The following is a 12,296-nucleotide window of genomic DNA, read 5'->3' as shown; positions in this document are numbered from 1 at the left end:
CAGCAATGTCGTCCACCAGTGGGGGGACATCTTGGCGATGAAAAGATGAAGTGCAAGCTTAAAATACGATAATTGCGTGGCTGTAGCGGCGAGAATGGCCGATTAATCTAAATCCACAGCGATTTTTGCCATAATTGCGGCGAGCGGATTAACCGATGTTACCGAGAGCCGGATCAGTGGCAGACGGATGGATCCGGTAACATCGATCTGCTCGTCCTCGGGCGGAAGCCGCTCTGCCGTTGCCGGATCGACCGGGCATATGGCGAAATGCATTTCGGCCTTAGAAACATGTGGAAGTCGGACAATACCAGTATAGCGGATCTCCATCAGGCCGGCGATCGAAGGCGGACATTCAGCGATGACGGCGCCGTCACGACGGGTGATGAAGACCTGATCGTCGGCGACCAGAGCCGCGGCAAGGCCGAGCGGCTTGGCGGCGGCAAGGCAGGAAAAGGCAAGTGAAGACTTGCCGCTGCCGGAGGCCCCAAGAAACAGAAGGCCGGTCTTGCCGACGACGATCGCCGTTGCGTGGACGTTGGTCGCCTCGGTGCTCATGCCGGTGTTTCGGCGGGCAGCGAGAGGATGAAGCGGGCGCCGAGCAGCGTCGTGCCGTCGCTGTCGACGATGTTTTCGGCGCGTAGCGATCCGCCATGCGCCTCGGCGATCTGCCGGCTGATCGACAGGCCCAGGCCGGAATTCTGGCCGAAATCTTCCACTTCCGGCCGGTCGGTATAGAAGCGCTCGAAGATGCGGTCGATATTTTCCGCCTGAATGCCGGGGCCGTTATCCTCGATATAGATGACGCAGCGCGTTCTCGTGCGCGTCAGCCGAACTGTGATCTTTCCGGTGTCCTTCGCAACGAAGGAACGGGCATTTTCAACGAGATTGGTGATAATCTGGCCGATGCGCAGGTCGTGGCCGTTGGCGGTGAATTTGGTTTTCGTGCCGGGCTTGCGGTCGACGATATACTCTATCTCAACCGCCTTCTTGCTGTGCCCGACCTGTCGGGAAATGTCGATCATGTCGCGCAAGAGCACTTCGAGATCGAGGGATTTCTCGTCCGAGCGCGCGAGTTCGGCATCGAGGCGCGATGCATCGGAGATGTCGCTGATCAGCCGGTCCAGACGGCGCACGTCATGCTGGATCACGTCCATCAGCCGCTTCTTGGAATCGTCGCTCTTGGCAAGCGGCAGCGTCTCGACGGCGCTGCGCAGCGATGTCAGCGGGTTCTTCAATTCATGGCTGACATCGGCAGCGAAACTCTCGATCGCATCGATGCGGTCGTAGAGCGCCGACGTCATGTCGCGCAGCGCAATCGACAGGTTGCCGATTTCGTCCTGACGGGCGGAGAAATCCGGGATTTCCTCACGCTCCTTGGCGCCGCCGCGGCGCACGCGGATGGCGGCGGCCGAAAGCCGGCGCAGCGGATTGGCGATCGTCGAGGATAGAAGCAGCGACAGGACAACGTTGACCAGCGTCGCGACGCCAAAGACGCGCATGATCGCCAGCCGCTCGGCATGGACAATCTTGTCGATATCGCCGGCCTGGGTCGAGAGCAGCAGCACGCCAAGCACGGCGCGGAAACGCTGGATGGGGACTGCGACCGAGACGATCAGTTCGCCCTTTTCCGTGGTACGCACGACCGCACCGCGCACGCCGGTCAGCGCATTCATCACTTCCGGATAGATCGAGCCGTCGCCGCCGGGAGCTTCCTTATAAACGGGCAGGTTGCCCGGCTGTAGCATCTTGTTGAGCAACCCGCTGAACCAGTCCGACCAGCTCTGCTTTTCGTCGTCGACCGGCGGCAGGTCGTAGCGCAGCACCTGACCGCGCGAATAGAGGTGACGGCTGTCGAGCAGCAGGTTGGCATCGGCATCGAAGATGCGAGCGCGGGTGCGCGTCGGCGAAATCAGCCGCGTCAGCACCGGTGCTACCTTTTCCGGATCGATCGGGAATTCCAGGTCTTCGTCGTTCGGGACGGGCGTGATGCTCTGGCCGGCCTGCAGTTCCAGCAGCTTCTGCGGATCGATGGTGATGGAGTTGGTATCGACCGAGGCGGAGGCCGAGACGGCGCCCGCGATGATCTCGCCCTGGGTCAGCAGGCTTTCGACGCGGGCGTCGATCAGGCCTTCGCGGAACTGGTTGAGATAGAGGATACCGCCGACGAGAACGACGAGGGCGGCGAGGTTGAAGAACAGGATGCGCCGCGTCAGGCTTGAAAAGACGGCATTGCCGAAGATGCGGCGGATCAGTGTGAAAGGGTGAGTCCAGCGCCGACGGGCGATCCTGGCACCGCTCGGCGTTTCCGCGTCGTCGATATCTCTATCTCTGTGCTGCACCAGCTGCGCCAAGCCAACGGCCCTTTCGAAGAACGGGATCGTCGATCCCGTCCGCATGCTCTTATTCCATTGTCCGCCGCATGGTCCAGTTAACTATTCGAGCATGATGCCGAAAAGTGTAAGCGGTTTTCGGACGACATCATGCTCTATTTTTTTCTAGAGCGGATTCAGATTTTAGGTCGAATCGACCTAAAATCATCCGGCTCTAGGCAGCTTCGCGGAAGCGATAACCGACGCCATACAGCGTTTCGATCATATCAAAATCGAGATCGACCATCTTGAATTTCTTGCGCAGCCGCTTGATGTGGCTATCGATGGTGCGGTCGTCGACATAGACCTGCTCGTCATAGGCGGCGTCCATCAGGGCATCGCGGCTTTTCACGACGCCGGGGCGCTGCGCCAGCGAATGCAGGATCAGGAATTCCGTGACAGTCAGCGTCACCGGCTCGCCCTTCCAGGTGCAGGTATGGCGTTCCTGGTCCATGACAAGCTGGCCGCGCTCCAGCGAGCGGGCCTGCTGGGTGGCGCCCGGCTTGGGTGCTGCGTTGCCGCCGGCATTGTTTGCCGCTTCGCGCGCGGAGGCGCGGCGAAGCACGGCCTTGACGCGCTCGACCAGCAAGCGCTGCGAGAAGGGCTTGGTGATGAAGTCGTCGGCGCCCATCTTCAGGCCGAAGAGTTCGTCGATCTCTTCATCCTTCGAGGTCAAGAAGATCACCGGTATATCGGACTTCTGCCGCAGGCGGCGCAGAAGCTCCATGCCGTCCATGCGCGGCATCTTGATGTCGAAGATCGCCAGTTGCGGCGGCCGGGCAAGCAGGCCATCAAGCGCGGAAGCGCCGTCGGTGTAGGTTTCCACCTTATATCCCTCGGCTTCCAGGGCAATCGACACGGAAGTCAGGATATTGCGGTCGTCATCTACGAGCGCGATTGTCAACATGGTGTTCGTCTCCGTCATTAGTGCGCGTCTCCCGGATTTGGAAACCAGCCCAGGTGGGTTGCCAGCTCGGTTGGCGATAACCTGGCGCGCTTATGGGGATAAAGGTGGAACAAATTGTGGCAAAGATAAAGGGGTGGATTGTTGAACGGGAAAAACCCTGACCTGGAGTTGTGCGACCAAACGTCTCGATGTCGCTCATTCAAACGATTTAAAATTATTGATATTTATCTAAATCGATTAAATACCTGATATCATTCGATATTTCTCGTTATTTGCTCTTGTGCTTTTAAAAGGACCCCACTAGGTTTCATTTAGTTTAACGGCCACGGCCCTGTAGAGGAATGAAGCGATGGAGCAATTCGGCGTCCGTAATCCCGCAATCGAACTCGACTCGATCGGTCTGGGAGCCGCTGCCAGCGTGCGCTATAACCTCCTGGAGTCCCATCTTTATGAGGAAGCGATTCGTCGGCGTGAAGCCGATCTGACCGCTCATGGCGCACTGCGGGCATTGACCGGGCAACATACCGGCCGTTCGCCGAAGGATAAGTTCGTCGTCCGCAATGCCGTGACCGAAGACCAGATCTGGTGGGACAACAACAAGCCGATGTCGCCGGAGCATTTCGCGCTGCTGCATAAGGACATGCTGGCGCATGTGCACGGCAAGGATCTGTTCGTTCAGGACCTGATCGGCGGCGCCGATCGTGACTACGCCCTGCCGACGCGCGTCGTCACCGAGTTCGCCTGGCATTCGCTGTTCATCCGCAACCTTCTGATCCGCCCGGAGCGCTCGGCGCTGGAAAGCTTCGCACCGAAGCTGACCATCATCGACCTGCCGAGTTTCCGCGCCGATCCCGAGCGTCATGGCTGCCGCACGGAAACGGTGATCGCCTGTGATCTCGTCAACGGCATCGTCCTGATCGGCGGCACGTCCTATGCCGGCGAGATGAAGAAGTCGGTCTTCACAGTGCTGAACTACCTTCTGCCGGAACGCGGCGTCATGCCGATGCACTGCTCGGCCAATGTCGGGCCGGAAGGGGACGCGGCGATCTTCTTCGGTCTGTCGGGCACCGGCAAGACGACGCTGTCGGCCGATCCGACGCGCACGCTTATCGGTGACGACGAACATGGCTGGGGCGAAAACGGCATCTTCAACTTCGAAGGCGGCTGCTACGCCAAGACAATCCGCCTGTCGGCTGAAGCCGAGCCGGAAATCTATGAGACCACCCGTCGCTTCGGCACGGTGCTGGAAAATGTCGTGCTCGACGAGCATGGCGTACCGGATCTCGACGACGGCTCGCTGACGGAAAATACCCGCAGCGCCTATCCGCTGGATTTCATCCCGAACGCCTCGGAATCCGGCATGACCGGTCACCCCGAGACGATCATCATGCTGACGGCCGACGCTTTCGGCGTCATGCCGCCGATCGCCAGGCTGACGCCGGAACAGGCCATGTACCACTTCCTCTCCGGCTACACCGCCAAGGTCGCCGGCACGGAAAAGGGTGTCGTCGAGCCGGAAGCCACCTTCTCGACCTGCTTCGGCGCTCCCTTCATGCCGCGCCATCCGACCGAATACGGCAATCTGCTCAAGGAGCTGATCGCCCGCCACGGCGCCGGCTGCTGGCTGGTCAACACCGGCTGGACCGGCGGCGCCTACGGCACGGGCCGGCGCATGCCGATCAAGGCGACGCGCGCCCTGCTGGCCGCCGCTCTGAAGGGTGACCTCGACAAGGCCGAGTTCCGTATCGATCCGAATTTCGGCTTCGCCGTACCGGTCGCCGTTGAGGGTGTCGACAGCGCCATTCTCGACCCGCGCTCCACCTGGGCCGATGGTCAGGCCTATGACGCGCAGGCGGCCAAGCTGGTGCAGATGTTCGTGTCCAACTTCGCCAAGTTCGAGGACCATGTCGACGGCAACGTCCGAGACGCAGCCCCGGGATTGCGCGCCGCAGCGGAATAATCGGTCGCATCATATTGATGACTCACGTGAAACCCCGGCAGCCGGTCTGCCGGGGTTTCATTTTGCCGCCGTGCTGTTTTCAACCGCTGAACAATATGGGATAGACAGGCGCGGAGAAAATCATGGCCAGCGACGCGCTTTACATCAACGACCGGATCACCATTGCCGGCTGGGAGCTGACGGAACAATTCGTTCTGGCGGGCGGTCCCGGTGGGCAGAATGTCAACAAGGTCGCAACCGCCGTCCAGCTCTTCTTCGGTCTCGTGAGTTCGCCGTCGCTCAACGATCGCGTCAAGGCCAATGCCGTGAGGCTTGCCGGCCGGCGCGTCTCCAAGGACGGCGTGCTGATGATCGAGGCCAGCCGTTTCCGCAGCCAGGACCGCAATCGCGAGGATGCGCGCGAGCGCCTGAAAGAACTGATCCTCGAAGCCGCCGCCCCACCGCCGCCGCCACGCAAGAAGACCAAGCCGACCAAAGGCTCGATCGAACGGCGCCTGAAGGAGAAATCCGGCCGCTCGGAAGTCAAGAAGATGCGCGGCAAGCCGGGCGGCGACTAGGCTTTCAGGCTGCTTAATTTCTTGCTGTCAAAGCTTCACTTCTGAGCCATGCCGTCCGGTACGGGGCAAGCGCTGATCTAATGGATTTCTGCGAGAGGTAGGTCCCTTCGTGTCACCGCAACTCCCGGAGCGCCCTGATGCAATTCTACATAGGAGCCAGTCGGGATTGAGTTTCGAGACAAGAGAGTTGCCATCTTCGCAATCAACGCCTCTGGACTAGTGCCGTAAACGTATATCACAAAGAAACCCGCGCCGATTTCGTGGCCATCCAAGTGACCAAGATTTTCGACAGCCTTCTCCAATTCATCCTCAAGAGCGTACAAGCCAAACGTCTCTCCGGGTGCACCGAATGCGTTGTCAGATAGTCGAATATGAATGACTACCGAGTTCCTTTCGGATGGCTGCGCTTGCGTCTTGTCAGCAAGAAGCGATATGCAAAGAGCCAGTCCCAGCAGAAAATTCATGACGGTTCGAAACAAATTTCGTAAATCCTGTTTAATAAAACTACTTTAGTGACGATGTGCCCTATCGGCAATAATCTCAGAAATCTCCGATACTATCGAATAGCTGCAACGGCTTTCAGTAGAGCAATCTTGGAGCACATTGATCGATGCTTCTTCCCAACGGAATTCGTCATCTCCCCGGTTATCTCGACCGGCCCCAACAGGAAGCCCTGGTCGAAGCCATCCGCAACGTCGTCGCTGAAGCACCACTCTACACGCCCGCCATGCCTGGCACGGGCAAGGAGATGTCGGTCCGGATGACCAATTGCGGCTCGCTTGGCTGGGTGACGGACAAGCAACATGGCTATCGTTATCAGCCGACCCATCCGGTGACGGGTAGGCCGTGGCCGGCGATCCCACCACAACTGTTGGAGCTTTGGGCTAATATAGCCGGCTATGAAAAGCCGCCGGAAGCTTGTCTCGTCAATTTCTACAATGACGATGCCCGCATGGGCCTGCATCAGGATCGCGACGAGCAGGATCTGGCGGCGCCCGTGCTGTCGATCTCGCTCGGCAACACCTGCCTCTTCCGCGTCGGCGGGCTCAATCGTAATGATCGCACGCTATCCTTCAAGCTTTCCAGCGGCGACATCGTCGTCCTTGGCGGCGAGGGCAGGCTCTGCTTCCACGGCGTCGACCGCATCCATCCTGCAACTTCGACGTTACTAAAGAGCGGTGGGCGTATAAACCTGACGTTAAGGCGTGTGACCTCATAAGCGTATTGAAGACAAAGCGATTGAGGGCGGTCGTGATAAGGTTGAGAACGAGATCGGAGCTGATTTTTGCGGCACTGATCGTTATCTTGGGATTGGCGCGCGGTCTCCATTTCGAAATATCCCTATGGACCCTGAGGCCAGACGGATTCTCCATCATCTCCGACCGTCTGCCCTATTGGGATTTCACCAATCTCTGGGCTGGTACGCTGATGGCGCTGAAGGGCAATGTGGCTCATCTCTTCGATGTTGAGGCCTATCGACAGGAGCTTCGCGTGCTCCTGTCGCCTCTGCTGCCGAATCAGGAGTGGAGCTACCCGCCCTCCATGCTGTTGATCGGTATTCCCTTCGCCGGATTGCCAATTTTCGCCGCCTATCTCTTCTGGACTTTGGGAACGCTGTTCCTGCTCTTCTTGGCAACGAAATCGCTCGATCTGACCTGGTGGGCGCGGATGCTCATTATTATTTCGCCAGCGGCCGTCATGGACGCGATCTTCGGGCAAAATGGCGCGCTGACGACGGCGCTCCTGCTATCTGGGCTGCTTCTCGCTCCGGGCCGGCCAATCATCGCTGGTATTCTGTTTGGCCTGCTGACCGTCAAGCCGCAATTGGGCATCCTTGTGCCTTTCTGCCTGCTTGCCAGCGGGAATTACCGCGCCATTCTTTCGGCTGGCGTGACAACGCTTTTGCTGGTGATCGCGACGGGTCTGCTCTTCGGCTTCGATGTCTGGCGGCTGTTTTTGACCGAGACGCGCCCGCTGATGACGGCGATCCTGGAGGCGCCTTATCCGCAGGGTTATCAAGTCAACGCCATGACATTCTTCATGTTGGCGCGGTCCCTGGGGCTCGGCCTTGCCGCCTCCTATTCATTTCAAGCGGTCTTTTCCGTTGCCGCCATCGCTGCAACCCTGTGGCTATGGCGCGGCAGAACCACCGTCGATCATCCGACCAAGGTCTGCCTCACCGTTGTCTTGACGCTTGTCGCGATGCCTTACGGCTATTCCTACGACACGATCCCCATAAGTGTCGCCATCGCATATTTTTTCTTCAACTACCGAAGCTCGTTGGTCTTTCTCGGCATCGCCTGGCTTTACCCGCTCTTCAATCATCAGGTTGCCGGGCAACTGGTTTCGCTTGGTGTTCTGATCCCGGCGGGGCTAGCGGCGTGGATGCTCACGCATATCCTGCGCGACGGACGGTCGCGAGGCATGGAAACGACGTTTGCGGCAGAAGAGCCGCGACTTACAGCTTCCTGAGCGCCACCTGCTCGATCAGATGGTTCTTGCCCTTACGCAGGATCAGGTCGGCCCGCGGGCGGGTCGGCAGGATATTCTGGCGCAGGTTTTTAAGGTTGATGTTCTTCCACAGTCCCTCGGCGATCCCAAGCGCCTCTTCCTCGGTGATCGAGGCATAGCGGTGGAAGAAGGAGTGCGGGTCGCGGAAGGCGGTTTCGCGCAGCCGCATGAAGCGGGTGACATACCAATTATGGATGAGATCTTCATCGGCATCGATATAGATCGAGAAGTCGAAGAAGTCCGAGACCATCGGTACAATCTTGCCGTCGGCCGGCAGGTGTCGCGATTGCAGCACGTTGATGCCTTCGAAGATCAGGATATCCGGCCGGTCGACGGTCTTGTATTCGCTCGGCAGTACGTCATAGACGAGGTGCGAATAGCAGGGCGCCTTGACATCCGGCTGCCCGGCCTTGATCGCCGAAAGGAAGCGCAGCAAGGCGGCGGTATCGTAGCTCTCCGGAAAACCCTTGCGCTGCATCAGGTTGCGGCGCTGCAATTCGGCATTGGGATAGAGAAAGCCGTCGGTGGTGATCAGGTCGACCTTCGGGCTCGACGGCCAGCGGCGCAGCAGTTCCTTCAGGATACGAGCCGTGGTGGACTTGCCGACGGCGACGGAGCCGGCGATGCCGATGACGAAGGGCGTCTTGGCGACACCGTTGAGGCTGAGGAAGCGGTTGCGCTGCTCGAACAGGATCTGCGAGGATTCGACATGCGACGACAAAAGCCGCGATAGCGAAAGATAGATGCGCCGGACTTCGTCGAGGTCGATCGGGTCGCCCATGGAGCGCAGCCGCGTCACTTCGTCGGCGGTCAGGGTTAGCGGCGTATCGGCCCGGAATTTCGCCCATTCCTCGGTGGAGAAGAAATAATAGGGCGAATAGGCCTTCGCCTGAAAAATATCGAGCGTCTCGGGTGTGGTTGGGGTTTTGGTCGCTATTGTCATCGCGTTCTACCGGCTTGCCTTCTCCTGAAGGCCGGATTGAGCGGTGCGCCTTTCGAGCTCACCCATGACATTCTGCAACGGAATGCCTGCAATCTTCAATACGACCATAAGATGATAAAGCAAATCGGCTGCCTCATAGGTGAGGTTGTCGCGATCGCCGGTCACGGCGGCCATCACGGCCTCGATCGCTTCTTCGCCCAGCTTCTTTGCCGCCTTCGGCTGGCCGGCGGCGCAAAGCTTTGCCGTCCAGGATTCCTCCGGCGGTGCCTTGGAGCGCTCGTCGACGATCCTTTCGAGGTCGGAAAGGGTAAATCCGCTCATCCGTCGTGGTCCTCCCTAGTCGAGCCGCATGGCGATGCCATGTTCCGACATATACCGTTTTGCTTCGCCGACCGAATAGGTGCCGAAGTGGAAAATCGAGGCTGCGAGCACGGCGGTCGCATGGCCTTCCTTGATGCCGGCGACGAGATCATCGAGATCGCCGACGCCGCCCGAGGCGATGACGGGCACGCGCACCGCATCCGCGATCGCCCGCGTCAGCTCCAGATCGTAGCCGACCTTGGTGCCGTCGCGGTCCATCGAGGTGACGAGCAGTTCGCCGGCGCCGCGCTCGACCATTCGGCGCGCGAAATCGACGGCGTCGATGCCGGTCGCGTTGCGGCCGCCATGGGTATAGATCTCCCAGGCGCTCTGATTGTCGCCGCCCAGCGCCTCGGTGCGCCGGCGCTTGGCGTCGATCGAGACGACGATGCATTGATTGCCAAACTTGTCGGCGGCTTCAGCGACGAAATCCGGATTGTTTACCGCTGCCGAATTGATCGACACCTTGTCGGCGCCGCAAAGCAGCAGCTTGCGGATATCGGCGATGGCGCGAACGCCGCCGCCGACCGTAACCGGCATGAAACATTGTTCGGCGGTGCGGGCAACGACATCGAAGATCGTCTCCCTGTTGTCGGAAGAGGCGGTGATATCGAGGAAGCAAAGCTCGTCAGCGCCAGCGGCATCATAGGCCTTGGCGGCCTCCACCGGATCACCCGCATCGACGAGATTGAGGAAATTGACACCCTTGACGACGCGGCCGTCCTTGACGTCGAGGCAGGGGATGACGCGGGCTTTTAGGGTCATTGCGCGATCTCCTTCGCCTTGGCCGCCTTGATCAGCGCCAGGGCCTCCTGCGGATCGATGCGGCCATCATAAAGCGCCCGGCCGGAAATCGCACCCTCCAGTTTGCGGGCGTCCGGCTCGACCATGCGGCGGATATCGTCCATTGAAGCCAGCCCGCCGGAGGCGATGACGGGAATGGAAACGGCGTCGGCCAGTTCCAGTGTCGAAGCCCAGTTGATGCCGGTCAGAATCCCGTCGCGGTCGATATCGGTATAGATGATCGCGGCAACGCCGGCGCCTTCGAATTTCTTCGCCAGCTCGATGATGCCGAGTTCGGAGGCTTCCGCCCAGCCCTCGACCGCCACCTTGCCGCCCTTGGCGTCGATGCCGACGGCGACATGGCCCGGAAATCTCTTGCAAGCCTCGATCACCAGCGCCGGGTCGCGCACGGCAACCGTGCCGAGGATGACGCGGGTGAGCCCGCGCGCAAGCCAGTTTTCGATATGGTCGAGCGTGCGAATACCGCCGCCGAGCTGCACCGGGTTCTTCGTCGCCTTGAGGATGGCATCGACGGCAGCGCCGTTGACGGTTTCGCCGGCAAAGGCGCCGTTGAGATCGACCACATGCAGCCATTCGAAGCCCTGGTCCTCGAAGGCCTTGGCCTGGGCGCCGGGGTCGGGATTATAGACCGTCGCCTGGTTCATATCGCCGAGCTTCAGGCGCACGCACTGGCCGTCTTTCAGATCGATGGCGGGGAAAAGAATCATGGTTTCTGTCCTTGAAGCGCGAGCCTTACGGCTTCCAGCGCAGGAAATTGGCAATCAGGGCGAGGCCGAGCTTCTGGCTCTTTTCCGGATGGAACTGCGAGCCGGCCATGTTGTCACAGCCGACGAAAGCGGTCATCGCCCCGCCATAGCCGGTCGTAGCGATGACGTCGTCGGCGTGGTCGGCGGCCAGATGATAGGAATGCACGAAATAAGCGTGCAGACCGTCCGGTCCGGTCGGAATGCCGTCGAAGAGCGCGTGCGGATGCCTCAGATCCAGTGTGTTCCAGCCGATCTGCGGGATTTTCAGGCTCGGATCGCTCGGCGTCATCTCCTTGACGTCGCCTTTGATCCAGCCGAAGCCTTGCGTGATCGTCTTTTCCAGCCCGCGCGACGACATCAGCTGCATGCCGACGCAGATCCCGAGGAAGGGGCGGGCCTTGTGTTCCACGACATCGATGACGGCTTCCGCCATGCCGGAAACGGCGTCGAGCCCGCGGCGGCAATCGGCATAGGCGCCAACGCCCGGAAGCACGATGCGGTCGGCACTGGCGACGCGCTCGGCATCGTCGGTCAGATCAATCTCGGCGTCGATGCCGGCTTCGCGGGCAGCGCGCTCGAAGGCTTTGGTGGCCGAGCGCAAATTGCCCGAGCCGTAGTCGATAATCGCGACGCGCATACTCAGCGTCCTCCATCATAACCGGGCAGACCGAATGTCGATCCGCCATGGCCGGAATTATTATTGTTTGGATAGGAAGGGATATCCCAGTTGTTCGCGCGGATATTCTCCTGCACCTTCGGCTCGATGCCCGAGAAATGGATCTCTTCCGCCATCGCCAGATTCTGCGCCGAAACCAGCCCTTCCGTCCTCCATCCACCATCGGCAAGACGACGGTAGACAACATTCGGGCCTTCGAGCGCCGCAAGGATACGGACGCCGATGAGGATTGCGATGCCGGCGGCGAAAAATCCCGGCCGGCGGATCAGCTCCAGCGCGATGCCCTGCAGCAGAAAGGCGGCAGCGGCATGCAGCCACAGCCGGTGGTAAATCATCCACAGCGTCGGAAACAGAAAAGCCCACCAGGAAAAGCCGTCGCGGATGAAGCGCGTCTTGTCCAGGTTGCCGTCCGGCCCGCCGGGTGGCGTCAAAATCAGATAGCTTGCCATCTCTTCACTTCCCC

At 60.0% G+C, this 12,296-nt stretch carries 13 protein-coding genes; 4 read left to right on the top strand and 9 right to left on the bottom strand.

What is annotated here, in order from left to right; genetic code table 11:
• Positions 1–102 precede the first annotated feature (102 nt).
• The 3 genes from RRH01S_RS25620 to RRH01S_RS25610 all read right to left on the bottom strand — a co-directional run bounded on the left by RRH01S_RS25620 (position 103) and on the right by RRH01S_RS25610 (position 3,276).
• A complete protein-coding gene (locus tag RRH01S_RS25620) occupies positions 103–555 on the bottom strand; it encodes an HPr kinase/phosphorylase (RefSeq protein WP_007698578.1) in 453 nt (150 codons plus the stop codon).
• Positions 552–2,351 (bottom strand): sensor histidine kinase, encoded by a 1,800-nt coding sequence (locus tag RRH01S_RS25615; RefSeq protein WP_174006179.1) that lies wholly within the window; start codon positions 2,349–2,351, stop codon positions 552–554. Before RRH01S_RS25615 ends, RRH01S_RS25620 begins: the two co-directional genes overlap by 4 nt.
• A gap of 193 nt (positions 2,352–2,544) precedes the next feature.
• The gene (locus tag RRH01S_RS25610) at positions 2,545–3,276 is read right to left on the bottom strand and encodes a response regulator transcription factor (RefSeq protein WP_190362264.1); all 732 of its coding nucleotides are present in this window, start codon (positions 3,274–3,276) and stop codon (positions 2,545–2,547) included.
• A gap of 349 nt (positions 3,277–3,625) precedes the next feature.
• On the opposite strand from RRH01S_RS25610, the gene RRH01S_RS25605 reads away from it, so the two are divergent.
• The 4 genes from RRH01S_RS25605 to RRH01S_RS25585 all read left to right on the top strand — a co-directional run bounded on the left by RRH01S_RS25605 (position 3,626) and on the right by RRH01S_RS25585 (position 8,265).
• A complete protein-coding gene (locus RRH01S_RS25605) occupies positions 3,626–5,236 on the top strand; it encodes a phosphoenolpyruvate carboxykinase (RefSeq protein ID WP_042475145.1) in 1,611 nt (536 codons plus the stop codon).
• A 122-nt stretch (positions 5,237–5,358) separates the two neighbouring features.
• A complete protein-coding gene (gene arfB, locus RRH01S_RS25600; RefSeq protein ID WP_034520619.1) occupies positions 5,359–5,793 on the top strand; it encodes an alternative ribosome rescue aminoacyl-tRNA hydrolase ArfB in 435 nt (144 codons plus the stop codon).
• A gap of 610 nt (positions 5,794–6,403) precedes the next feature.
• Complete coding sequence (locus RRH01S_RS25590) at positions 6,404–7,012, top strand: alpha-ketoglutarate-dependent dioxygenase AlkB family protein (protein ID WP_007698567.1); 609 nt, start codon at positions 6,404–6,406, stop codon at positions 7,010–7,012.
• 32 nt (positions 7,013–7,044) lie between these two features.
• Positions 7,045–8,265: a glycosyltransferase family 87 protein gene (locus tag RRH01S_RS25585; protein ID WP_042475425.1), complete on the top strand. Its 1,221-nt coding sequence runs from the start codon at positions 7,045–7,047 to the stop codon at positions 8,263–8,265.
• Here the strand turns inward: RRH01S_RS25585 and coaA are convergent.
• Genes coaA through RRH01S_RS25555 form a run of 6 tightly spaced genes read right to left on the bottom strand, consistent with a single transcriptional unit; the run spans position 8,252 to position 12,282 of the window.
• Positions 8,252–9,247, bottom strand: a complete 996-nt coding sequence (coaA, locus tag RRH01S_RS25580) for a type I pantothenate kinase (RefSeq protein ID WP_007698560.1) — start codon at positions 9,245–9,247, stop codon at positions 8,252–8,254. The two genes, RRH01S_RS25585 and coaA, sit on opposite strands and share 14 nt — an antisense overlap.
• 6 nt (positions 9,248–9,253) lie before the next feature.
• Positions 9,254–9,568, bottom strand: a complete 315-nt coding sequence (locus RRH01S_RS25575; protein ID WP_007698556.1) for a phosphoribosyl-ATP diphosphatase — start codon at positions 9,566–9,568, stop codon at positions 9,254–9,256.
• Positions 9,569–9,583: 15 nt separating this feature from the next.
• Positions 9,584–10,372: an imidazole glycerol phosphate synthase subunit HisF gene (hisF, locus tag RRH01S_RS25570; RefSeq protein WP_007698552.1), complete on the bottom strand. Its 789-nt coding sequence runs from the start codon at positions 10,370–10,372 to the stop codon at positions 9,584–9,586.
• Positions 10,369–11,118 carry a 1-(5-phosphoribosyl)-5-[(5-phosphoribosylamino)methylideneamino]imidazole-4-carboxamide isomerase gene (gene hisA, locus RRH01S_RS25565; RefSeq protein WP_007698549.1) on the bottom strand — a complete coding sequence of 250 codons (750 nt, stop codon included), beginning with the start codon at positions 11,116–11,118 and terminating at the stop codon, positions 10,369–10,371. The genes hisF and hisA overlap by 4 nt, the downstream gene beginning before the upstream one ends.
• Positions 11,119–11,143: 25 nt before the next feature.
• Positions 11,144–11,794 carry an imidazole glycerol phosphate synthase subunit HisH gene (gene hisH, locus RRH01S_RS25560; protein ID WP_034520607.1) on the bottom strand — a complete coding sequence of 217 codons (651 nt, stop codon included), beginning with the start codon at positions 11,792–11,794 and terminating at the stop codon, positions 11,144–11,146.
• Positions 11,795–11,796: 2 nt separating this feature from the next.
• Positions 11,797–12,282 (bottom strand): DUF2628 domain-containing protein, encoded by a 486-nt coding sequence (locus RRH01S_RS25555; protein ID WP_042475137.1) that lies wholly within the window; start codon positions 12,280–12,282, stop codon positions 11,797–11,799.
• Positions 12,283–12,296: the final 14 nt, after the last annotated feature.

The sequence above is a fragment of the Rhizobium rhizogenes NBRC 13257 genome (assembly GCF_000696095.1).
GTDB lineage: Bacteria > Pseudomonadota > Alphaproteobacteria > Rhizobiales > Rhizobiaceae > Rhizobium > Rhizobium rhizogenes.
Note: the sequence above shows the minus strand (reverse complement) of the source record. Positions and strands in the feature narration are given on the sequence as shown.